Source organism: Brevundimonas sp. 01N35 (assembly GCF_056399785.1).
Window position 1 is genome coordinate 47,576 of record NZ_JBFTRZ010000007.1, and the last position, 22,028, is coordinate 69,603.

The 22,028-nt window shown below is 68.6% G+C and carries 23 protein-coding genes; 10 read left to right on the forward strand and 13 right to left on the reverse strand.

Annotation, left to right across the window (positions count from 1 at the left end; all coding sequences use genetic code 11):
* Positions 1–136 precede the first annotated feature (136 nt).
* From AC1DJ5_RS08870 to AC1DJ5_RS08895, 6 genes are all read right to left on the reverse strand, one after another.
* Entirely contained in the window at positions 137–1,228 is a 1,092-nt protein-coding gene (locus tag AC1DJ5_RS08870; protein WP_477020349.1) for a peptidoglycan DD-metalloendopeptidase family protein, read from the reverse strand.
* 320 nt (positions 1,229–1,548) lie between these two features.
* The gene (locus AC1DJ5_RS08875) at positions 1,549–2,193 is read right to left on the reverse strand and encodes a protein-L-isoaspartate(D-aspartate) O-methyltransferase (RefSeq protein ID WP_441456214.1); all 645 of its coding nucleotides are present in this window, start codon (positions 2,191–2,193) and stop codon (positions 1,549–1,551) included.
* Positions 2,190–2,981, reverse strand: a complete 792-nt coding sequence (gene surE / locus AC1DJ5_RS08880) for a 5'/3'-nucleotidase SurE (RefSeq protein ID WP_477020350.1) — start codon at positions 2,979–2,981, stop codon at positions 2,190–2,192. The genes AC1DJ5_RS08875 and surE overlap by 4 nt, the downstream gene beginning before the upstream one ends.
* Positions 2,982–3,247: 266 nt before the next feature.
* Positions 3,248–4,708: a serine--tRNA ligase gene (gene serS, locus AC1DJ5_RS08885; RefSeq protein WP_477020351.1), complete on the reverse strand. Its 1,461-nt coding sequence runs from the start codon at positions 4,706–4,708 to the stop codon at positions 3,248–3,250.
* A gap of 264 nt (positions 4,709–4,972) precedes the next feature.
* On the reverse strand, positions 4,973–6,274 hold the full coding sequence (locus tag AC1DJ5_RS08890) for a cytochrome b/b6 domain-containing protein (RefSeq protein WP_441456217.1): 1,302 nt from the start codon (positions 6,272–6,274) through the stop codon (positions 4,973–4,975).
* 161 nt (positions 6,275–6,435) lie between these two features.
* Positions 6,436–7,137, reverse strand: a complete 702-nt coding sequence (locus tag AC1DJ5_RS08895; protein ID WP_477020352.1) for a YceI family protein — start codon at positions 7,135–7,137, stop codon at positions 6,436–6,438.
* 180 nt (positions 7,138–7,317) lie between these two features.
* On the opposite strand from AC1DJ5_RS08895, the gene mutL reads away from it, so the two are divergent.
* Both mutL and AC1DJ5_RS08905 read left to right on the forward strand, forming a co-directional pair.
* A complete protein-coding gene (mutL, locus tag AC1DJ5_RS08900) occupies positions 7,318–9,240 on the forward strand; it encodes a DNA mismatch repair endonuclease MutL (RefSeq protein WP_477020353.1) in 1,923 nt (640 codons plus the stop codon).
* Positions 9,241–9,409: 169 nt separating this feature from the next.
* Positions 9,410–9,880: a low molecular weight protein-tyrosine-phosphatase gene (locus tag AC1DJ5_RS08905; protein ID WP_477020354.1), complete on the forward strand. Its 471-nt coding sequence runs from the start codon at positions 9,410–9,412 to the stop codon at positions 9,878–9,880.
* On the opposite strand, the gene AC1DJ5_RS08910 is transcribed toward AC1DJ5_RS08905, so the two are convergent.
* Genes AC1DJ5_RS08910 through AC1DJ5_RS08920 form a run of 3 tightly spaced genes read right to left on the reverse strand, consistent with a single transcriptional unit; the run spans position 9,870 to position 13,332 of the window.
* The gene (locus AC1DJ5_RS08910) at positions 9,870–10,889 is read right to left on the reverse strand and encodes a Kelch repeat-containing protein (RefSeq protein ID WP_477020355.1); all 1,020 of its coding nucleotides are present in this window, start codon (positions 10,887–10,889) and stop codon (positions 9,870–9,872) included. The genes AC1DJ5_RS08905 and AC1DJ5_RS08910 overlap by 11 nt on opposite strands.
* A 19-nt stretch (positions 10,890–10,908) precedes the next feature.
* Entirely contained in the window at positions 10,909–11,481 is a 573-nt protein-coding gene (gene rsmD / locus AC1DJ5_RS08915; protein WP_477020356.1) for a 16S rRNA (guanine(966)-N(2))-methyltransferase RsmD, read from the reverse strand.
* Between the two features lie 3 nt (positions 11,482–11,484).
* Positions 11,485–13,332, reverse strand: a complete 1,848-nt coding sequence (locus tag AC1DJ5_RS08920; protein ID WP_477020357.1) for a pseudouridine synthase — start codon at positions 13,330–13,332, stop codon at positions 11,485–11,487.
* A gap of 12 nt (positions 13,333–13,344) precedes the next feature.
* On the opposite strand from AC1DJ5_RS08920, the gene tadA reads away from it, so the two are divergent.
* The gene (tadA, locus tag AC1DJ5_RS08925; protein ID WP_477020358.1) at positions 13,345–13,824 is read left to right on the forward strand and encodes a tRNA adenosine(34) deaminase TadA; all 480 of its coding nucleotides are present in this window, start codon (positions 13,345–13,347) and stop codon (positions 13,822–13,824) included.
* 16 nt (positions 13,825–13,840) lie between these two features.
* On the forward strand, positions 13,841–14,260 hold the full coding sequence (locus AC1DJ5_RS08930; RefSeq protein WP_477020359.1) for an MliC family protein: 420 nt from the start codon (positions 13,841–13,843) through the stop codon (positions 14,258–14,260).
* Here AC1DJ5_RS08930 and AC1DJ5_RS08935 read toward each other — a convergent pair.
* From AC1DJ5_RS08935 to AC1DJ5_RS08945, 3 genes are read right to left on the reverse strand one after another with little or no spacing between them, the layout of a single operon-like run.
* Positions 14,257–14,844: a GNAT family N-acetyltransferase gene (locus tag AC1DJ5_RS08935; protein WP_477020360.1), complete on the reverse strand. Its 588-nt coding sequence runs from the start codon at positions 14,842–14,844 to the stop codon at positions 14,257–14,259. The two genes, AC1DJ5_RS08930 and AC1DJ5_RS08935, sit on opposite strands and share 4 nt — an antisense overlap.
* Positions 14,841–15,947, reverse strand: a complete 1,107-nt coding sequence (aroB, locus tag AC1DJ5_RS08940) for a 3-dehydroquinate synthase (RefSeq protein WP_477020361.1) — start codon at positions 15,945–15,947, stop codon at positions 14,841–14,843. The genes AC1DJ5_RS08935 and aroB overlap by 4 nt, the downstream gene beginning before the upstream one ends.
* Complete coding sequence (locus AC1DJ5_RS08945; protein WP_441456244.1) at positions 15,944–16,525, reverse strand: shikimate kinase; 582 nt, start codon at positions 16,523–16,525, stop codon at positions 15,944–15,946. Before AC1DJ5_RS08945 ends, aroB begins: the two co-directional genes overlap by 4 nt.
* A 60-nt stretch (positions 16,526–16,585) precedes the next feature.
* Here AC1DJ5_RS08945 and AC1DJ5_RS08950 point away from each other — a divergent pair, with 60 nt between their 5' ends.
* From AC1DJ5_RS08950 to AC1DJ5_RS08975, 6 genes are all read left to right on the forward strand, one after another.
* Positions 16,586–17,488: a site-specific tyrosine recombinase XerD gene (locus tag AC1DJ5_RS08950; protein ID WP_477020362.1), complete on the forward strand. Its 903-nt coding sequence runs from the start codon at positions 16,586–16,588 to the stop codon at positions 17,486–17,488.
* 17 nt (positions 17,489–17,505) lie between these two features.
* A complete protein-coding gene (locus tag AC1DJ5_RS08955; RefSeq protein WP_441456229.1) occupies positions 17,506–17,730 on the forward strand; it encodes a DUF1902 domain-containing protein in 225 nt (74 codons plus the stop codon).
* A 29-nt stretch (positions 17,731–17,759) separates the two neighbouring features.
* On the forward strand, positions 17,760–17,927 hold the full coding sequence (locus AC1DJ5_RS08960; RefSeq protein WP_441456245.1) for a type II toxin-antitoxin system HicA family toxin: 168 nt from the start codon (positions 17,760–17,762) through the stop codon (positions 17,925–17,927).
* An 84-nt stretch (positions 17,928–18,011) separates the two neighbouring features.
* Positions 18,012–18,962, forward strand: a complete 951-nt coding sequence (locus AC1DJ5_RS08965; RefSeq protein ID WP_477020363.1) for an acetyl-CoA carboxylase carboxyltransferase subunit alpha — start codon at positions 18,012–18,014, stop codon at positions 18,960–18,962.
* Positions 18,963–19,050: 88 nt separating this feature from the next.
* Positions 19,051–19,626 carry a response regulator gene (locus AC1DJ5_RS08970; RefSeq protein WP_441456231.1) on the forward strand — a complete coding sequence of 192 codons (576 nt, stop codon included), beginning with the start codon at positions 19,051–19,053 and terminating at the stop codon, positions 19,624–19,626.
* Positions 19,623–20,105 carry a chemotaxis protein CheE gene (locus AC1DJ5_RS08975; protein ID WP_441456232.1) on the forward strand — a complete coding sequence of 161 codons (483 nt, stop codon included), beginning with the start codon at positions 19,623–19,625 and terminating at the stop codon, positions 20,103–20,105. Before AC1DJ5_RS08970 ends, AC1DJ5_RS08975 begins: the two co-directional genes overlap by 4 nt.
* Here AC1DJ5_RS08975 and AC1DJ5_RS08980 read toward each other — a convergent pair.
* Positions 20,093–21,979 carry an ABCB family ABC transporter ATP-binding protein/permease gene (locus tag AC1DJ5_RS08980; RefSeq protein ID WP_477020364.1) on the reverse strand — a complete coding sequence of 629 codons (1,887 nt, stop codon included), beginning with the start codon at positions 21,977–21,979 and terminating at the stop codon, positions 20,093–20,095. The genes AC1DJ5_RS08975 and AC1DJ5_RS08980 overlap by 13 nt on opposite strands.
* Positions 21,980–22,028: the final 49 nt, after the last annotated feature.

The window sequence follows — 22,028 nt, forward strand, 5'->3', positions numbered from 1 at the left end:
CGAACCGGGCCGACCTCGAAACGGGGGCCCCTTTAAAATGAGGCGCGGAACCTAGGGCGCGCCGTGCCGATTTGCAACGCGGCCTGACGCCAACGTGTCACAGGCGATGCCGCCCGGACACGCCGGGCGGTCTTCGTCAGCGCGGCAGAACGCCCAGGGGATCGACCGCAATCGGATCGTCGCCACGCATCTGCCGGGTCTCGAAATGGATCGAGGGGCGGCCGTCGCCTGCCGTCAGGCCGACCGTGCCGATGGCCTGACCCGCGCGAACTTCGGCCCCGTCGCGCACGGTGGCCGAGCCCAGATGACCGTAAACCGTGCGCCAGCCGTCCTTGTGAACGATCAGGACCGTCAGCCCCTGCCCCACGATGTCGTCGCCGACATAGGCGACGCGCCCGGCGGCGGCGGCCTTGACCTCGGTTCCCGCGGCCGCGCCGATATTGACGCCATTGTTGCGCTCGCCCATGCCGACCGGGCCGAAACGGCGCAGGATGTCCCCGCGCACCGGCCACTGCATGGCCAGGGCCTGGCCCACGGCTGCGCCCTGAACCGGCGAGGCCGGTTCGGAGGCTGTCACGGCCGGGGCGCGCGGCGGCGGCAGGGCGGCGTTGCCGCTGGGCGGCGGAGGCGGCGGCGGCGCCACGCCGTTGTTCGGCGTCTTCACGCCGACCGGCGACGCGCCCGTGGCGTAAGGATCCGAACCCGTGTCCACCGCGCTGTCCGGCAGAACGATGCGCTGGCCCGAAGTGATGGCGCCGCGCGGTCCCAGACCGTTCAGGTCGATCAGCGTCTGCACCGGCGTCTGGAAGCGGCGGCCGACGCCCGAAATCGTGTCGCCCGGCTGGATGACATAGGTCGCGCCCGCCATGACGGGCGAGCCGCCGGTCGATGGCGACGTGGACCCGGCGGGCGCCCCGGTCGACGGATAGGCCGGTCCGCCCGCCGGCGGCAGACCGCCGCCCTGAATGCTGCCCGACGGCGCGCGCGGCCCCTGCTCTTCATAGGGTCGCGCCGGCGGCGGCGTCTGCGGCTGCGTCGGCTGGGCGTAGTAGGGATTGTTGTTCGGATTGCCGCCCTGCCCGGGCTGCTGGGGATAGGCGCCCTGTCCGCCAACCGGCGTCGGATGGGTCGAATAGCGCGGCTCGGTCGGATAACTCGCGCACGCCGTGACCGTCAGCGCCCCGCCGACGACCGCCGCCGCCCTGATCCAGCCCGTGAAGCCGCCCATGCGCCTCTCCTTCTTAACCGTGAATTCGTTCACCCCCGGTGTGCCCCGGAAGCGTCGCCAAGCCAACCCGCCAAACAGCGCCAAAGTGGGGCGGAAAGGTTAACCTGCACAGTCATTCGTCATCCCGGAAAACGCGCAGCGTTTATCCGGGACCGCCGCCTCACCCCCGCCGTCACCCTCGGGCCTGACCCGAGGGTCGAGGTACAGCGGCGCGCTCAACGCTTCAGATGATCTGCCTGCCGACCGCCCGATCCTCGGGTCAAGCCCGAGGATGACGGTGGAATAAATGAAGGTGGCGACACAGAAGACGAGCATCGCCCCTACCCCTCCTTGGCCATCCCCTCGACCAGCGGCACGAAGCGCACTTCGCACAGGCTTTCGCGGCGGAAACTGCCGTCTTCCTGGCCGGTATAGCGGTGCAGCATCTGCACCGAGCCGCGGCCCACCGGCGCGACCAGCACGCCGCCCGGTTTCAGCTGTTTCAGCAGTTCGGTCGGTTCATGCGGCGACGCCGCCGTGACCATGATCCGGTCGAACGGCGCCTGTTCCAGCCAGCCCTGCCCGCCGTCGCCGTGGCGGGTGAAGACGTTGTCGACGCCCAGAAGCTTCAGCTTGGTCTCGGCCTCGGTCAGCAGGCTCTTGTAGCGCTCCACAGAATAGACGAAGCGCGCCAACCGGCTGAGGACCGCGCACTGATAGCCGCTGCCGGTGCCGATCTCGAGCACGCGGTGGCGCGGCCCGACCTCCAGCGCCTGGGTCATCAGGCCGACGATATAGGGCTGGCTGATCGTCTGGGCGCAGTCGATCGGCAGGGCCTGGTCTTCCCAGGCCTGATCGAGGAACTTCTCATGGACGAACAGCGACCGGTCGATGGATTCCATCGCCTGCAGCACCCGCGCGTCGGTCACCCCCTGCCGCCTCAGCGACAGGATCAGCCGACCCGCGCGGTCGTCCTTGAGGCTCATTTTTCCTGCGGTCCCTTGGGGGGCGCGCCGCCCAGCACCTTCTTCAGATCATTGACGCTGCGCATATGCGTCAGGTCGATATGCAGCGGCGTGACCGAAATCCGGCCCTCGTCCATGGCCCGCAGGTCGGTGCCCTCGGCGTGCTCCTGCGGCGCCCCGCGGAAGGCCATCCAGTAGTAGTCGCGGCCGCGCAGATCGGTGCGCCGGATCGCGTGCATCTCGCCGATGTCGCGAAAGCCCTGCTTGGTCACCTCGACCGTTTTGACCAGTTCCGGCGGCAGCTTGGGGAAGTTGACGTTCATGACCACGCCGTCCTCCCACTTCTGCTCCAGCAGCTTGGCGATGATGCCGGGGGCGAAGGCCTCGGCCGTCTCCCAATGCGCCACCACGTCGTCGTGGAACCGTTCCAGCGACTGCGACAGGGCGATCGAGCGAATGCCGAAGGCCATGCCCTGCAACGCGCCCGCCACCGTGCCGGAATAGCTGACGTCCTCGCCGACGTTATGCCCGCGATTGACGCCCGACAGCACCAGGTCGGGCTTCTCGGGCATCAGGTCGTTGACCGCCAGGACGACGCAGTCGGTCGGGGTGCCGGTCACGGCGAAGCGCTTGTCGCCCAGTTGGTTGACCCGCAGCGGCTCGGTCAGGGTGATCCCCCGCCCCTTGGCCGACTGCTCGGTCTGGGGCGCGACGACCCAGACGTCGTCCGACAGGGTGCGAGCAATCTTCTCAAGACATTCAAGGCCTTCCGCCTCGATGCCGTCGTCATTGGTGAGGAGGATACGCATCATTCGCGCTCAAGCAGCCCAAAGGGCGATAGCGCACCAAACATGTCCTTCTCCCCTTGCGGGAGAAGGTGGCTGGCGCAGCCAGACGGATGAGGGGTCGCGCCCCGGCCGGAAATCATGTCGTCTGAACTCGCCACTGTCATCTTCTGTCTGAGCAACCCCTCATCCGAGCCGCTGTACGGCCCACCTTCTCCCGCAAGGGGAGAAGGATTTTAGCGCTAACGCCTTCGGCCGCTTGAGCGCCGTCTCCCGCAAGAGAAGACGGGTCAGCCAACCTTTTTCAACCCGCCCATATAGGGCAGCAGCGCGCTCGGCACGGCGATCGAGCCGTCCTCCTGCTGATAGTTCTCCATCACCGCGACCAGGGTGCGGCCGACGGCCAGGCCCGAGCCGTTCAGGGTGTGCAGGAACTCGGTCTTCTTCTCGCCCGCGCGCTTGAACCGGGCGTCCATGCGCCGGGCCTGGAAGTCGCCGCAGTTCGAGCAGGAGCTGATCTCGCGATAGGTGTTCTGGCTGGGCAGCCAGACCTCGAGGTCATAGGTCTTCTGCGCCGAGAAGCCCATGTCGCCCTTGCACAGCAGCACCTTGCGATAGGGCAGCTCCAGCGCCTGCAACACCGCCTCGGCGCAACCGGTCATGCGCTCGTGCTCCGCGTCCGAGTCCTCGGGACGGCAGATGGAGACCATCTCGACCTTGCTGAACTGGTGCTGGCGGATCAGGCCGCGCGTATCGCGCCCCGCCGACCCCGCCTCGGCCCGGAAGCAGGGCGTCAGCGCCGTCATCCGCATCGGCGTCGCCACCTCGTCCTCGGACAGAATCTGCTCGCGCACGAGATTGGTCAGGGAGACTTCGGCCGTGGGGATCAGCCAGTGCTGCCCTCGATCACCACTATTGTAGGGGCGATCCAAAAACACTTTTACAGACTGACCATCGGGCAGCATCATTGGGCCGACCGACCAAGTAGCATCTGCCTTGTGGTCTTTGGCCTCTAGCGCGTCGTCTCCAACTGCCAACCGCACGTCGTGGAGATAGTCGTAGATGAAATCCGGCGTGATGGCGGAAAACAGGTCGTCATAGAACTTCGGCAACTGCCCCGTGCCGAACATCGCGTCGTCCTTGACGAGCAGCGGTGGGTTCACTTCCAGATACCCGTTCTTGTCCGTCTGCAGGTCCAGCATGAACTGGCCGATGGCGCGTTCCATCCGAGCCAGTTGGCCCTTCAGCACGGCGAAGCGCGAGCCGGACATCTTGGCCGCAGCCTCAAAGTCCAGCAGGCCCAGGGCCTCGCCCAGGTCGGCGTGATCCTTGGCGGGACCCGTCGTGCGCGGCTCGCCCCACTTCAGGACTTCGACGTTGTCGTTCTCGTCCGCGCCGTCCGGCACATTGTCGGCGGCCAGGTTTTTCAGCCCCGCCAGCAGGTCGCGCAGTTCGGCGCCCTTGGCGGCTTCCGCCTCGCCCGCCTCGGCGATCTCGGTTTTCAGGGTTTCGACCTCGGTCTTCAGCCGGTCGGCCTCGGCCATGTCCTTCTTGCCCATGGCGGCGCCGATGGCCTTGGAGGCGGCGTTGCGCTTGGCCAGGGCTTCCTGCCCCCTGGTCTGGGCGGCGCGCAGGTCGACGTCCAGCGCCAGGATGCGCGCGACCACCTCGGCGGCGTCCTCCACCCCGCGCGACGACCAGCCGGCGACGAAGGCTTCGGGGTTGTCGCGGATGGCTCTGATGTCGTGCATGGCGTCAATCTTCGGACGGTCAGGAAGAAGCCGAAGGCTGTAACGCCCCGCGCGGAGTCGGGCAAACCCCTAAGCGCCTTCTCCTTCGGCATCACCGCAACTCAACAAGCCCTCCCCCTCGATGGGGGAGGGTTGGGTGGGGGTGCAGACAGATTGTTTGCAGTCGTGCTCAGGAGACACAACGCCTCGCATGCTCCGTCAGAAATGTTGAGCGCACACCCCCATCCCTACCCTTCCCCCATTGAGGGGGAAGGGTAAGAAGGTTCAGCTCGTCCGCTTCGCCTTCACCTTGATCTCGACGCCAATCGCATTCGACACCCAGTCGCCGCCCGCGTCGGACATCATGCCGAGGTCCAGCGATGTGCGGTCCAGCTCCAGCCTGCCCTCCACCGTCGCCGTCCCGTTCGCCTCGTCAAAGGTGAAGGGCAGGACCACAGGCACCGTCGTCGTCTTGATCCGCAGCGTCCCCGTCGCCTCATAGCGATTGCCGCCCAGGGCCTTGAACGAAGTCGTCTCGAACCGCGCGGTCGGATAGCCCGTCGGGTCCAGCCATTCCGCGCCGGTCAGACTGCCTTCCTGCGTCGCGTCGCCCGTCTTGGCCGTGCCGGTCTTCACCAGAACCACGGCCTTCGACCCCGCCAGATCGGCCGGGTCGAACCAGACCTGCCCCTCCCACTGCTCGAACCGGCCCTTGAAGGCCTTGCCGGCATGGGTCCCGGTGAACGCGATGTTCGAGGCCGCCTTGTCGATGGTCCAGGCGGTCGCCGTCCCCGGCGTGACCGCAGCCTCGGCCTGAGCGGGCGCCGCCGCAGCGTGCGCCTCAACCCCTGCTCCGTCCGCCAGCGGCGCAGGCTTGGCCGCGATGCCGCCCGCGACGGCCAGGGCGGCGATGAAGCCCAGTCCCGCCAGACGCTCAGCGCGGCGCAGCAGCGGCTTGGGCTCCGGCGCAGTCCGCCCCTCGCCGTGCTTCAGCAGCGGGATCATATGCGCCAGAACCCCGTCGCGATTGATGAACTGATGCTTCAGCGCCGCCCCGACGTGCATGGCGATCAGGACCACCGCGCCCCAGGCCAGCAGGCTGTGCGCCCCCATGGCCTGATAGGCCACGGTCCGGCGGACGCCCGCCGCCGCCTCGCCGATGAAGGGCAGGTGCGGCACGGCGAACAGGCCGAACCAGCTGGTCGCCACGGCCAGCGGCTGATCCGTCGCCACGGCCCAGCCGGTCGAAACGTAAAGCCAGCCAGTCAGCGGCAGGGCCAGCATCAGGCCGTAGAAGGCCGCATGGGTCGCCCGCGCCGCGAACGTTTCCCAGGTCTTCATCTCGGCCGGCATCCCCGGCGTCCGGTGCGTCAGCCGCCAGACGATGCGCAGCGCCGTCAGCGCCAGGATCAGAAAGCCGACCGACTTGTGAATCTGGAACACGCGATAGGCCAGCGCCTGACTTCCCGGCTCGTTGATCGCGTCGCTCATCCACCAGCCCATCGGGATCATGGCGATGATAGCGACCGCAATGGCCCAGTGCAGGGCGATGGCGACGGGGGTGTAGCGGCTGGCGGACGCGGTCATCACAAAACTCGCAAAAAATATCCGTCATCCCGGACGCTCCGCAGGAGCGATCCGGGACCCAGGCGGCAGAGCACAAGCACCGAAGCCTCGAGCCCATATCCAGCGCCTGGATCCCGGATCAACCTGTCGGCTGTCCGGGATGACGGCAGAAAAGTCAGCGATTAGGCAGCCGGAGCAGCCGGAGCGACCTGCTGCAGGAACTCGCCGTCGAAGCGGATGGTGGTTTCGTCGCCGACCGGACCGACCGGCATGCCGAAGTCCGAACGGTTGAACTTGCCTTCAGCCGAGAAGCCGATGGTCGGCACCTGCATGAAGGGGTGCTTCTCGATCTCGCCGCCGAAGGTGGCGTCCAGGGTCACCGGCTTGGTCACGCCCAGGAAGGTCAGATCGCCCGTCACCTTGGCCGTGCGCGTGCCGGTCAGTTCGACCTTGGTCGACTTGAAGGTGATCTGCGGGAAGGCGACGCCGTTCAGGAAGTTCTTGCTCTTGGCGATGTCCTCGCTGAAGCTCTTGAAGCCCGTCGCCGCGTGGGTGCCGAGGTAGTCGCCCGGATAGTTAGCGTCGACCGACAGCGGATCGATGGTCGCCTCGACCGAGCTGTTGGCCAGGTTGGCCGGGTCCAGGGTGATCTTGGCGTCGAACTTGTTGAAGCGCGCGGTGTAGTTCGAAATCGTGTTGTGCGGGACCGACCACTGCAGCGAGGCGTGGGTCGGGTCCATGACGTAGACGCCGGCCGGGGCCTTCAGCTCGACCGGAGCGGTCGAGGCGGCGTCGGCGGCCGGGGCGGCGGACTTGTCGCCGGCTTGACCGCAGGCGGCCAGCAGGGCGAAGGCGGAAACCGCCAGGATATGTTGCATCTTCATGGGGAGGACCTCGTTGGAGTTCAGGACTGGACACGAGGCCCAGAAACGGTTCGTCTGTCCGTCGGCGCGCCGCTCGGACTGCAACAGTATAAGTTGCGATTGGTGACCTTCAAGCCCCGTTCGTGCAAAAATGCGGATTGAGGTGCGCCCTGCGCGCCGCCCGCCTATCCTGCGACTCACATGCCCATCCGTCGCCTCCCCCCCGAAACCGTCAACCGCATCGCCGCCGGCGAGGTGGTCGAACGTCCCGCCAGCGCCATCAAGGAGTTGGTCGAGAACGCGCTGGACGCGGGGGCCTCGCGCGTCGAGATCCAGGCGGACGGCGGCGGCCTGACCCGCATCCTGATCGCCGACGACGGCAAGGGCATCCCCAAGGACGAACTGCCGCTGGCCGTCGAACGCCACGCCACGTCGAAGCTTGAGCCCGACGACGCCGGCGACGTGGACCTGCTGCGCATCAATACCCTCGGCTTCCGCGGCGAGGCCCTGCCCTCCATCGGCTCCGTCGCCCGCCTGACCATCACCACCCGCGCCCGCGACGAGGCCGACGCCTGGGCCGTCACCGTCGACGGCGGCGACCAGCGCCCGACGGCCCCCGCCGGCTTCCCCGGCCCGCACGGCGCCCGGGTCGAGGTCCGCGACCTGTTCTACGCCACGCCCGCCCGGCTCAAGTTCATGAAGTCCGAGCGGTCCGAGGCCATGGCCATCTCGGAGGAGATCAAGCGTCAGGCCATGGCCCACGAAGCCGTCGCCTTCACCCTGTCGCTGGACGGCAAGGTGACGCTGCGCCTGCCCGCCGAACATCCCGGCTTCGAAGGCCGCCTGAAACGCCTCGGCGCCCTGCTGGGCCGCGACTTCGAAGCCAACGCCCTGCTGATCGACCAGGAACGCGATGGAGTGCGCCTGTCCGGCTATGCGGGCCTGCCCACCTATTCGCGCGGCAATGCGGCGCACCAGTTCCTGTTCGTCAACGGCCGCCCGGTGCGCGACCGCCTGCTGCAAGGCGCCCTGCGCGGCGCCTACGCCGACTTCCTGGCCCGCGACCGGCACCCGGCGGCGGCCCTCTTCCTCGACATCGACCCGCTCTACGTCGACGTGAACGTCCATCCCGCCAAGGCCGAGGTCCGCTTCCGCGATCCGGCCCTGGTGCGCGGCTTGATCGTCGGCGCCCTGCGTCACGCCCTGCACGCCGCCGGCCACCGCGCCTCGACCACGGTCGCCGCCGACGCTCTGGCCGGGTTCCGGCCGCATACGGGCGAGGCTTTGGGCGGCGCCTACAGCCCCTCCTCTCCCTCGGCTCAATCCTTCAACCAGGCCGCGCCGGGCTGGAGCGGCTGGCAGGGCTGGTCGCAACCGGCCGCCGCCGCCCAGAACCTGCCCGGCCTGAACGAGCGCTCCGCCCGCGTCGAGCACACCTGGACCGGGGAAGCCGCCGCTCCCAGCTTCCGCACCCTGGCTGAGATTCAAGCCGAACACGCCGGCCAGATCGCGCCCGGCGCCCAGCCGCCGACCGACCTGATCGACTACCCCCTCGGCGCCGCCCGCGCCCAGCTTCACGGCACCTATATCGTCGCCCAGACCCGCGACGGCCTGGTCGTCGTCGATCAGCACGCCGCCCACGAACGCCTCGTCTATGAGCGGATGAAGGCGCAGATGGCCCACGGCGCCGTCACTCGTCAGGCCCTGCTGACGCCCGAGGTGGTCGAACTGGACCCCGCCGAGGCCCAGCGCGTCGCCGCCAAGGCCGAGGAACTGGCCGAGATGGGTCTGATCGTCGAGGCCTTCGGCGTGGGCGCGGTGCTGGTGCGCGAAACCCCCGCCCTGCTCGGCGACACCGATGTTCAGGGCCTGATCCGCGACATCGCCGACGACCTGTCCGAACACGGCGCCGCCCTGTCGCTGAAGGAGCGCATGGCCGAGGTCTGCGGCACCATGGCCTGCCACGGCAGCGTCCGCGCCGGCCGCGTCCTCAGCGCCCCCGAAATGAACGCCCTCTTGCGCCAGATGGAGGCCACGCCCCACTCGGGCCAGTGCAACCACGGCCGCCCGACCTACGTCGAGCTCAAACTCAACGATCTCGAAAAGCTGTTCGGCAGACGCTGACCACACACCCGCTCATCCCGGCGGACGCCGGGATCCAGTGAGAACGGAGCCAGTGCGGCTTTGATCTGACCACCGCGGGTGTGGCCAAAGGACTGGATCCCGGCGTCCGCCGGGATGAGCGGAGTAGAGGGAGCATTTGAAATTCCCGCCGTTTCGCTACTCTGATCTCATGACCTACAGCGTCCTTTTCGTCTGCCTCGGCAACATCTGTCGCTCGCCGCTGGCCGAGGCCGCCTTCCGCGAAGAGGCTCGCCGCCTGAAGCTGGACGTGACGGTCGATTCCGCCGGCACCGGCGGCTGGCACGTCGGCGATCCGCCCGACCCGCGCGCCCAGGCTGTGGCGAAGAAGAACGGCGTCGACATCTCCAGCCTGCGCGGTCGTCAGGTGAAGCCCGCCGACTTCCGCCGCTTCACCCACATCGTCGCGCTGGACGAGGACAACCTCGCCAACCTGCGCCGCCTCGCCCCCGTCGACGCCACGGCCGAACTCAGCCTGCTGCTCGATCATGTCGCGGGCCGCGAGGGCCGACCCGTCGCCGATCCCTATTTCGGCGACGACGACGGCTTCGACGTCACCTGGGCCGAGGTAACCGAGGGCGCGCGCGGTCTGGCCCGCGTCCTGCAACAGCTCAGAGGCTGAGCGCCTCGACGACGCCACTAGCCTTCCCGCCCGAAGCGACCTCGCCGCCCCCGATGGCATAGACGACGCCGTTCACGCTCGCGCCCGCCAGCCCATGCCGAGGCGTCCGCATCGCCGGTCCGGCCGCCCAGACGTCGCGCGCCGGATCGTAGACCCAGGTCTCGGCGAAGACGCCGCCGCTTCGCCCCTCGAACCACTCGCCGCCGAAGGCGACCAGGCGGCCATCCGCCGCCGCCATCGCCAGACCGCCGCCGACCTGCCGCCCCGTCGCAGGCGAGGCCGGGATGGGCGCCAGCATGTCCCAACGATCCCCGGCCGGGTCGTAGCGGTCCATCCGCCCCGTGCCGCCGCTCTCGACCGCGCGGCCGCCCGCCACATAGAGCTTCCCGTCCAGCACCGCGCCCGCCGCACTGTTGCGGGCCATGGGCGCCGGACGGGCCGTCTCCCAGCGATTGTCCGCCGCGTGGAAGACCAGATGGGTCGCCACGTCGCCCTGATCGCCCCACTGGCCGTTCTTCTCGCCCTTGGGCGAGCGGCCGGTGACCAGATGCACCCGGTCGTCCAGCGACAAGCCGACCGTCTCGCACAGCCGCTCGGGCATCTGACCGACCTGCGCCCAGACGTCGCGATCCATCGCCCAGACATCGGTCATCGCCGTCCATTCGCCGCCGTCGCGTCGGTCATAGCCGCCAAAGGCCCAAACCCGCCCAGCGGCCGAGGCCAGCATCGGATGGTGGCGCGGCTGCGGCAGGCGCGGCCCCTCGCTCCATCGGTGGGCGGCCGCGTCGTAGATCGCCGTGCGGTCGTTGATGTGCAGTCCGCCGCCGGCGCCGCGGATCAGTCCGCCGGCGACCACAACCGCCCCCTCATGCGCGGCGCAATAGATTTCCTGCGTCGCCCACGGCATGGAACTGCGGACGGTCCAGCCGTCCGAAGCGCGGGCGAGGCCCGGCAAGGCGGTCGCAGCAGCGGTGACGGCAAGGAAGGCGCGGCGGTCGATCTGGCTCATGAAGCTAAGCCTAGCCGCGTCAGGCGCCCGGCGCGAGCCTCAGAAACAGCACGCGCGCCGCGCCGTAGTCGCGAGCGTCCAGACGCTCATAACCCGGCGTGTCGATGTCGGCCTCGTCCGAGCCGCGCTCGAACACCACGATGGCGCCCGGCTTCAGCCAGTCGCCTTCCAGCAATCGCGCCAGCGTCTGTTCGCCCAGTCCCTTGGCGTAGGGCGGGTCGAGGAAGGCCAGGTCGAAGGCCTCCCCCACCGAGCCGGGGCGCTCGCCCAGATCCGTGGCGCTGCGGCGATGCACTCGGCCACGGCCAAACAGGCCATAGGCGTCCATGTTCTCGCGGATCACGCCCCGCGCGCCGTCGTCAATCTCGACGAACAGAGCGAAGGCCGCGCCGCGCGACAGGGCTTCAAAACCAAGAGCGCCCGATCCGGCGTAGATGTCCATGACGCGCGCGTCCTGAAGGCTTTCGCCCCAGGACGCGTGCTCCAGCACATTGAAGATGGCCTGGCGCGCCCGATCCGAGGTCGGGCGCGTGCCCTGCCCCTCGGGCGCGAGAATGGCGCGCCCCTTCAGGCTCCCGGCAACGATCCGCATGGCTTAGCCGCGCGGACCGCCGCGACCGCCCGAAGGCTTGCCGCCGAAGGGTTTGCCGCCGCCGCTGGGACGCGAGCCGCCCGGCTTGCCGCCGAAGCCGCCAGGCTTGCCGCCCGAACGCGGTGCGCCGTCACGCGGCTTGAAGTCGCGTTGCGGACGATCGCCGCCCGAATGCGGCGCACCCTCGCGGGGCTTGAAGTCACGCTGAGGACGATCACCGAAACCGCCTTCACGCGGTTTGAAATCGCGTTGCGGGCGATCACCGCCCGAACGCGGCGCACCGTCACGCGGCTGGAAGTCACGCTTCGGACGGTCGCCGAAGGCGCCGCCTTCACGCGGCTTGAAGTCGCGTTGCGGACGATCGCCGCCCGAACGCGGCGCGCCCTCGCGGGGCTTGAAGTCACGCTGAGGACGATCACCGAAACCGCCTTCACGCGGCTTGAAGTCGCGTTGCGGACGATCCCCGCCCGAACGGGGCGCGCCCTCGCGGGGCTTGAAGTCACGCTGGGGACGATCGCCGAAACCGCCTTCACGCGGTTTGAAGTCGCGCTGCGGGCGATCGCCGCCGCGATCCTCACGCGGCGCCCACGCACGCTGCGGACGGTCGCCGCCAGCATAGCCCGGCGAACCCTCGCGCGGTTTGAAGGTGCGCTTGGGATGGGCGGTCTTGGGCGCGGACTTGGCCCAGCCTTCCTTCTTGGCCGGACGGTCGCGACGATCGACGGCGTTCTCGGTCGCCTCGTTGGCCGCGCGAACGCGGCTCGGCTTGCGCGAGGGATCCGACATCGCCGAACCCGACCGACCCGCCACGATGGGCGAAGAGGTGCGACGGCCTGGGATGGGCGCCGGCGTCGAGACCGTATTGCCGGTCGGCAGGTTCTCAGGCCGAATGTGCTCGGCCAGCATTTCGCGGATCACGCGCGGGCCGACTTCCTCGACCGAACCGACGGGCAGCGTGCCCAGTTGGAACGGACCATAGGCCAGACGGATCAGGCGGTTCACGGTCAGACCGATGGACTCTAGAACCTTGCGGACTTCGCGGTTCTTGCCTTCGGTGATCGAGACGCTGATCCACAGGTTGGCCGAGCTGCGCTCGCCGTCCTCTTTTTCCTTGGCCTTGTCGATGGTCGCTTCGATGGGGCCATAGTGGATGCCGTCGACGGTGCAGCCGGTCTTCAGCTTGTCCAGTTCGGCCTGGGTGATGCGGCCGCGAGCGCGAGCTCGGTACTGACGCACCAGGGCCGTGTCAGGCAGTTCCAGCGCCCGGCTCAGCTCGCCGTCGTTGGTCAGCAGCAGCAGGCCTTCGGTGTTCATATCCAGTCGACCGACCGAAATCACGCGCGGCAGGCCGCTGGGCAGGGCGTCGAACACGGTCGGACGGCCCGCCGGGTCGTTGTGGCTGGTCAGCAGGCCGGCCGGCTTGTGATAGCGCCAGACGCGCGTCGCCTGAGCCGAGCCCATGGGCTTGCCGTTGACGGTGATGACGTCGTCGCGCGTCACCAGGGTCGCCGGCGTGTCCAGGATGCGGCCATTCACCGCCACCTTGCCCAGACCGATCAGACGCTCGACCTCGCGGCGCGAAGCGATGCCAGCGCGGGCCATGGCCTTGGCGATTCGCTCGCTGCGAGCCGGGGCAGTTGCTTCCTTGGCCCCTTTCGGGCCGCCCTTGCCGGCGCCCTTCACAAAAGGCTTGTCGCCCCGATCATCCTTGCGGTCCCCGCGTGGCGGGCCTTTTCGGTCTCCAAAGCCGCCCTTGTCCGGGCGCGCGTCGGCGAATTTACGGGGTCCGCGTGGGCCGTCGTCTTGACGGAAGCGGGGGTTCTTGTCGTTGTCTTTGGGATGGCGATCCATGATGAGCGGTTCATGAGCATGGCGCTCGATCTGGCGCAAGCTGCGGCGCAAGCGGGCGAAGTGCCGGTCGGCGCGGTAATTGTCGACGAATCGTCCGGCAAAGTGGTTGGTCGTGGGCAAAACGGCCCCATAGGAGCCCATGATCCGACGGCTCATGCTGAGATCGTGGCCTTACGCGATGCTGCGGCAACGTTGCAGAATTACCGCCTGACCGACCTGACTCTCTATGTGACGCTGGAACCCTGCGCCATGTGCGCCGGCGCCATCAGTCATGCCCGCATCGGCCGCGTCGTCTGGGGGGCCGACGACCCCAAGGGCGGAGCGATCCTCCACGGCGGCCGCTTCTTCGATCAGCCGACCTGCCACTGGCGGCCCGCCGTCGAAGGCGGCGTGATGGCCGAGCCCGCGGCCGCCGCCCTGCGCGCCTTCTTCCGGTCGCGACGCAAGGGGCGGAACGCTAAGCTTGACCAGGCGTTGACCGCACAAGCGTAACCAGAGGCGCACTCACTTGAAAAACCGCCGATCGATCGCCCCGCTGGGCGGCGCCGTTCTTGTCGCAATCCTGGCCGCCTGCGCCCCCGAACCCCGCAAGGCTCCGACCAGCGGCGACGAGGTTCGCGACCGCGCCATCGAGGCCCAAACCGCCCATCGCCGCACCGGCGCCGAGATTCAGGACAGCGCGATGAACCGTGTCATCCGCGCCGTCTATCTCTGCAACAACAGCGAGCGCCTGACCGTGGATTTCGACAATCCGCGTCGCATGGCGACCGTGCGCACCTCCAACGGCGAAGCGGTGGACCTGTATCAGGAACGCGCCGCCGACGGCATCTGGTACCGGGCCTCCGGTCACGACCTGCGTGGCAAGGGCGATCAGGCCGTCTGGACCGTCACCGACCGCGACCCGGCCAACTGCCGCGCGGTGGATTAGGCGAAGGCCGCCAGTCGTTCGTCCAGCTTGCGCCGCACCTCGGGCCAGTCGTCGTCCAGAACCGCGAACTGCGCCGTATCGCGCACCCGCCCCGTCCAGGTGATCTTGTGCTTCCTCAGCACGCCCTCATCGCGCGCGCCCAGCTTGCGAATGGCCGCGCTGCTGGCGGCGTTCAGGGCGTCGGTGATGATTTCGACCCGAACCGCGCCCGCGTCGAAGGCATGCCCCATCAACAGCCGCTTGCAGGCCGGATTGACCGGTCCGCCGCGCGCCTCGGGCCGATAGAAGGTCGAGCCGATCTCGCAGCGCCGATGTTCGGGCTTGATCTCATACAGGCTGGTCGTGCCGACCACCGCCCCGTCGCTCAGACGACGCACGGCGAAGGCGATGCGCGAGCCGCTCGCCATGGCCTTCAGCGCCGCCGCCCACCAGCCGTCGAAATGTTCGCCGTAGGCCGCGCTGACCATGCCGTTCCAGGCGTCGGGGTCGCAGTCCAGCGCCGCCCTCACCTCGCCCTCCAGCGCCGCCGTGAACGGCTCCAGCCGGACAAAACGGTTCTCAAGGACAACGGGGCTCAGCTTCACGCTGCGCCTTCCTCGATCAGGAAGGCCCGCACCGCCTCAGAATCCACGTCCTTGTCGGTAAAGACGTCGCCGATGGCCCGCGCCAGGATCAGAGTCAGCCGCCCGCCCTCGGCCTTCTTGTCCCCGGCCATCCGCCCGATCAGGGCGTCGGCGTTAAAGACCTGATCCACCTCGGCCAGCCGCGTCGGCAGCCCCGCCGCCTTGATCCCCGCCTCGGCCTTTTCGGCGTCGGCTGCGGAGCACAGCCCCTGACGGGCCGAGAAGCGGAAGGCCATGGCGCAGCCCAGGGCCACCGCCTCGCCGTGGGTCAGGGCGTCGCCAAAGCCCAACTCCGCCTCCAGCGCGTGACCGAATGTATGGCCCAGGTTCAGCAGGGCGCGCCGCCCCGCCTCCTTCTCGTCCTCGCCGACGATCTGCGACTTGATCTCGACCGAGCGGATCACCGCCCGTTCCAGGGCGTCAGGATCGCCCTCGGCGCCTGCCGCCCCCTCTCCGCCCAACCAGTCGAAGAAGGCCGCATCGCAGATCAGCCCGTGCTTCAGCACCTCGGCCCAGCCCGAACGCACCTGCCGCACCGGCAGGCTGGCCAGCGCCTCGATGTCGGCCAGCACCAGCCGCGGCTGATGAAAGGCGCCGATCAGGTTCTTGCCGCGCGGCGTGTCGATGGCCGTCTTGCCGCCGACCGAGGAGTCCACCTGGGCCAGCAGGGTCGTCGGCACCTGCACAAAGTCTATGCCGCGCATGAACAGCGCCGCCGCCAGCCCGGCCAGATCGCCCACCACGCCGCCGCCCAGCGCCACGACCATGCTCTTGCGGTCCAGCCCCTCGGCCAGCAACCGATCCAGCACGGCCTCAAGCTGCTCGAACGACTTGGACGCCTCGCCCGCCGGCACGGTCACGATCCCGGTCTTCAGCCCCGCGCCTTCCAGCGTCGCGCGCACCGTCTCGCCGTGGATGGCCGCCACCGTTTCATCGCTGACGATAAAGGTCTGGGTCGGCTTCAACGCCGCGACGCGTGCCCCCGCCTCTTTCAGCAGGCCGCGCCCGATCACGACTTCATAGGCGGCGAAGCCCTCGCCTCCGACCGGGATCGTCGTCGTCATCGGCGGGTCTCCTCGCGGGCGTGACGCCGCAGTTCCTTCATGATCGCCTCGACCGCCTGGCCGTGCGAGCCGCCGCCGACATCCACCGTCAGATCGGCTTCGGCGTAGATGGGATAGCGGGCCTCGGCCAACTGGCTCAGCGCCTCCAACGGATCGCGGCCGCGCAACAGGGGCCGGGTGTCGCGCCGCAGCACCCGTTCGGCGATCACCTTCAGGTCGGCGCGCATCCAGACGCTGACCGAATGTTGCTTCATCAGGGCGCGCGTCTCGGGGTTCAGCATGGCCCCGCCGCCGGTCGCCAGCACGATAGGCGGTCCTTCCAGCAGGCGGCGCATGACCCGCGCCTCGCCCGCCCGAAACTCCGCCTCGCCCCGGCTGGCGAAGATTTCGCTGACCGTCATCCCGGCCGCTGACTCGATCTCGTGATCGCCGTCGTAGAAGGGCAGGCCCAGCCGTTGCGCCAGCCTGCGCCCCACGGTCGATTTGCCCACGCCCATCAGCCCCACCAGGGTTATGGTGCGGTCAAGCGCCAAGGATGGCGACAAGGGCGTGGAATCGGGCGAGGCGTCGGCAGGCATGGTTCCTATACCCTCTACACGAGACACGCGTTCGCTCCACACCCGTGTTGAGCGCGCCGCATGACGCCTCAGGTCGAGGCCTTTTTGGAAATGATGGCCGTCGAACGCGACGCCTCGCCCCACACCCTGTCCGCCTATGGCCGTGATCTGGCCGACGCCGAGACCTGGCTGGGCGACGCGGGCGGCCTGATGGCCGCAGATGAAGCGGCGCTGGAGGCCTGGTTCGCCGACCTGTCGCGACGCGGCCTGTCGGCGGCCACCGCCGCGCGCCGACGGTCTTCCGTGCGCCAGTTCTACCGTTTCGCCCTGGGCGAAGGCTGGCGAAAGGACGATCCGTCCCGCCGCATCGACGCGCCAAAACAGGGCCGCAGCCTGCCCAAGACATTGAGCCGCAACGAGATCGAGGCCCTGCTGGCTGCGGCGGGTGCCGCCGACAGCGCGGCGGGCATTCGCCTCGTCACCCTGGTCGAGATGGCCTACGCCTCGGGCATGCGCGTCTCAGAACTGCTGGGGCTCAAGGTCGAGGCGGTGCGTCGCGATCCTGCCTATCTGATCGTGCGCGGCAAGGGCGGCAAGGAACGGCTGGCCCCGCTCAACGCCGCCGCGCGCGAGGCGATCAAGGCCTGGCTGACCGCCCGCGACGCCGCGCGCAATCCGAATACGCCCGAAAGCATCTGGCTCTTCCCCTCGCACGGCAAGACCGGCCATCTGACGCCCCGCCGCTTCGCCCAGCTTCTGGATCAGGCGGCGCTGACGGCCAATATCGACCCGGCCCGCGTGAGCCCCCACGTCCTGCGCCACGCCTTCGCCACCCACCTGCTGGAAGGCGGCGCCGACCTGCGCGTGGTCCAGACCCTGCTGGGCCACGCCGACATCTCGACCACCCAGATCTACACCCACGTCGCCGTCGACCGCCTGTCCCAGGTCGTCCACTCCAAGCACCCCTTGGCGCATGACGACTGAAGGGCCATAGTCCGCCCATGGCACGATCCTTCTACGTCAAGGCGCTTTGGGACGCTGAGGCCAAGGTTTGGTACAGCGAAACCGATATTCCCGGCTTGGTTCTTCAGACCGAGACGCTGGAAGAATTCGAGGATTTGATCCGGCATTTCGCGCCCGACCTCCTCGCCTCGAATCTCGATATCCACGAACCCGTCGCCATCCGCTTTGAAGCCTCCCGACAGCTCGACCTCGCGGCCGCCTAAAATTGGTCAGCGATCACTACCGGGACTTGGTGAGATTGCTGCGTGACGCTGGCTTCGCCCCGATTCCGGGAGGCAAGGGCAGTCACGAGAAATGGCGAAACGGACAGACTGGCGTTCAGGTCACGGTCCCCTCCAAACCCCTCCGGCACATGGCCAATGAAATCCTTAAACAGGCCGGCCTGCCCAAGGCCTTCTGAACCCCGCTTGCTCCGCGGCGTTCTGGGCTCTAGGTTCCGCCGCTTTCCGTAGCGCCAAGCGCGCTTCCTCCTCACGGACGCCTGATGGCCACGCACTACCTCGAATTCGAAAAGCCGATCGCCGAGCTGGAAGCCAAGATCGCGGAGCTGTCGCTGCTCGCGCCCACCAGCGGCTCGTTCGAGACCGAGATCGCCGCCCTTCGCAAGAAGGCCGACGCCCTGCGCGTCAAGACCTATGCCAATCTCGACCCGTGGATGCGCACCCAGGTCGCGCGCCACCCCCAGCGCCCGCATTTCATCGACTATATCGACGGCCTGTTCACCGACTTCGTCGAACTGCACGGTGACCGCCAGTTCGGCGACGACCAGGCGATCCTGGGCGGCCTCGCCCGCTTCCGCGGCCAGTCGGTCGTGATCATGGGCCACGAAAAGGGTCACGACACCCAGACCCGCATCACCCACAATTTCGGCATGGCTCGCCCTGAGGGCTATCGCAAGGCCGTGCGCCTGATGGACATGGCCGAGCGTTTCGGCCTGCCGGTCCTGACCTTCGTCGACACTGCCGGCGCCTATCCGGGCCTCGGCGCCGAAGAGCGCGGCCAGGCCGAAGCCATCGCCCGTTCGACTGAACGCGGCTTGACCCTGGGCGTCCCCTCCATCGCCACGGTGACAGGCGAAGGCGGTTCTGGCGGGGCCATCGCCATCGCCGCCGCCAGCCGCGTGCTGATGCTGGAACACTCCATCTATTCGGTCATCTCGCCCGAGGGCGCGGCCGGCATCCTGTGGCGCGACGGCACCCGCGCGCGCGACGCGGCCATGGCCATGAAGATCACCGCCCCCGATCTGATGGCGATGAAGATCGTCGACCGCGTGATTCCGGAACCGCTCGGCGGCGCCCACACCGCGCGCGAGACGGCCATCCAATCGGTCGGCGACGTGCTGGAAGATGAACTGAAGTCGCTGTCGTCGCTGTCGGCGGACCAGATCCGCAAGGCGCGCGCCGATCGCTTCTACGCTATCGGCCGTCTGAGCTGATCCTGCGCATTGCACGACGGCCCTGCGCCGTCGAAGCTGACGCCATGCGATTCGCCTCCTTCTCCCCTCTGCACGCCAGGGCCTCTTCATGCGCGGCATGAACGGGGTCGGCGAATCGCTGCGCGAAAGCGCGGTGTTCAACTTCGACGGCGCGGTGACGATGGTCATCGACGATTCGCCGTTCGCCCTGGAACTGACGTCCCAGGCCTTACTCGGCTTCGGCATCAAGGTCCGCCACTCATGCAGCAGCGCCGCCGAGGCTATCGGCGTGCTGCGCGACCGACCCGTCGACCTGATCCTGGTCGACTGCGAAATGCCCGGCATGACCGGCTATGAGTTCGTGCGCTGGCTGCGCCGGTCGGGACTGGAACCGAACGCCTTCGCCCCCGTCATCATGACCGCCGCCCACGTCCGCCGTTCCAAGGTGTCCGAGGCGCGCGACTGCGGCGCCAACTTCCTGATCACCAAGCCCTTCAGCGCGGGCGTCCTGCTGGAACGGATCGTCTGGGTCGCCCGCGACACCCGCCCCTTCCTCGAGGTCGGCGACTATTTCGGACCTGATCGCCGCTTCCGTTCGGAACCCTGGAAGGGGCTGGAGCGTCGTTCCGTGGAAATCCGCAAGGCTGAATTCGAAGCCCAACGCAGAGCGTCGATCGAGCTATGACCGTCATCACGCACAACCGCCGCCGCGCGCGCCTGTCGACCCTGATTGACCTGCCCGGCGGCGTCAGCGCCGGCGTCGCCCTGGCCCAGGCCAAGGCCAATCTGGCCGAGATGGAAGCGCGCAGCCGCGCGGTCATCGAGGAGCAGGTCGCCGCTCTGGCCCTCCTGCAGCCGGCCGCGTCGCCGGACGAAGTTTCTCGGGTTCTGGATCGGGCCTATGACCATTCCAGCGCCGTCATCGACGCCGCCGGGCCGTTCGAACTGGAAGACCTGTGCACGGCCGCCGCCAACCTGTGCGACCTGATCGACGCCGCGCCCGAAGACAAGACCTTCGACTGGCGCATCGTCACCGTCCACGCCCAGGCCCTGCGTCTGCTGCTGACGCTTCCCCGTGAAGCCGCCGAGGCCCGCACCCAGGTTCTGGCCAGCCTCAAGGACGTGCTGAAAGCCAAGGTCCCCGGCGGGGTTCAGCCCGACTGAGCCTGGCTTTTCGCTCCGCGCGTCTGTTTGCGCCACAGGCTGGCGTATTCGCCGCCCTGACGCGCCACCAGTTCATGGTGCGCCCCGCGCTCGACGATCCGTCCGGCCTTGAGGACAAGGATCTGTTCTGCGTCGGCCACGGTCGATAACCGGTGCGCGACCACCAGGGTCGTGCGGCCCGCCCGCGCCTTGCGCAGCGTCTTCTGGATCGCCGCCTCGGTGCGGCTGTCCAGGGCGCTGGTCGCCTCGTCCAGGATGAGGATGCAGGGATCGGCCAGCAGGGCGCGGGCGATGCCCACGCGCTGACGCTCGCCGCCCGACAGCTTCAGGCCTCTTTCGCCCACCCGCGTCTCCATGCCCTCGGGCAGATTGCGAATGAAATCGGCCAGTTCCGCCGCCTCGGCCGCGGCCCAGATAGCGGCGTCGTCGGCTTCGGGCCGAGCAAAGGCGATGTTGGCGCGGATGGAATCGTTGAACAGGGCCACGTCCTGCGGCACCAGGGCGACCGCCGCGCGAAGAGAGCTTTGCGTCACCGCCCGGGCGTCGTGACCGTCGATCAGCACCCGCCCCTCCTGCGGGTCCAGAAGACGTAACGCCAGCTTGACGATGGTGGACTTGCCCGCGCCCGACGGCCCGACCAGGGCCGTGGTGGTGCCTGCCGGAGCGACAAAGCTCACGTCGTCCAGGCCGCTGGTCCGCGCATCGTGGCGGAACCCGACATGGTCGAACACGATCTCGGCCCCATGCCCGCTGGCGGGGCGCGGCAGATCCACCGCATCCGCCGCATCGGCCACCTGCGGCGCTTGCCGCGTCACCTTCAGCATCTCCTCCATGTCGATGAAGGATTGGCGGATTTCCCGATAGGCGAAGCCCAGAATGTTCAACGGCGCATACAGCGAGATCATGATCAGCACCGCCGCTGTCACGTCGCCCGGCCCCATCCGACCGGCCGCCGCCTCGAACCCGGCCATGACGGCCATGATCCCCAGGCCGATGTTCATGATCAGGCCCTGGATCAGGTTCAGCACCGCCAGGGACGTGTTGGCCTTCAGCGCCGCATCCACATAGGTGGACAGTGACTGGTCATAGGCCTCGGCGGCCCGGCTCTCTGCCCCGAACGACTTGACGGTTTCATAGTTCAGCAGGGCGTCGACCGACAGACCCGCCGCCTCGCTGTCGGCGGCGTTCATCGCCCGGCGATGCTCCAGCCGCCAGTTGGCCATGGCGAAGGTCGTCGCCGCATAGACGGCCACCACCCCGATCGCCACCGCGCCGAAGCGCCAGTCGTATTTGCCGCTCAGCACCGCCGCCGCCAGAACCAGTTCGACCGCCGTCGGTCCCAGGTTGAACACCAGGATGCGCAGCAGGAAATCCACCGCGCGCGAACCGCGGTCCATGGTCCGCGACAGGGCGCCCGACCGCTTGGTTTGGTGGAAGTCCAGCGACAGGCTCAGGGCATGAGCAAAGGTCTCAGCCGCCGTCTTGCGCTGCGCGGCGGCCCGAACCGGTGCGAACATCACGTCCGACAGCTGCGGCGTGGCCGCCGACAGGAACCGCACCAGGGCCCAACCCACAGCGAAACCCGCGAAACCCCAGCCGACCGCCGCCGCTGCGCCCTGCCCCGCCGCCAGATGGTTGACCGCCGCGCCCAGGATCAGGGGCGCGAGCACGCCCAGCCCCTTGCCCGCCAGCGTCAGGGCGATGGCCCCGGTGATGCGCCACGGCAGTTGCGGCGCGCCCGAACGGCCGACGACGCGCAGCAGGTCGGACAAGGCTTGCAGGGTCGGCGGCGCCTCCTGCTTCGTCTGCGCCTGCCCGGCGGTCATGGCCTTGACCGTGGAGTCGCCCCGTCGGCCGGATCGTTCACCGCGCATCGCCATGCTCCAGCATATGGGTCTCGCCGCGCCGGAACGAAAGCGACAT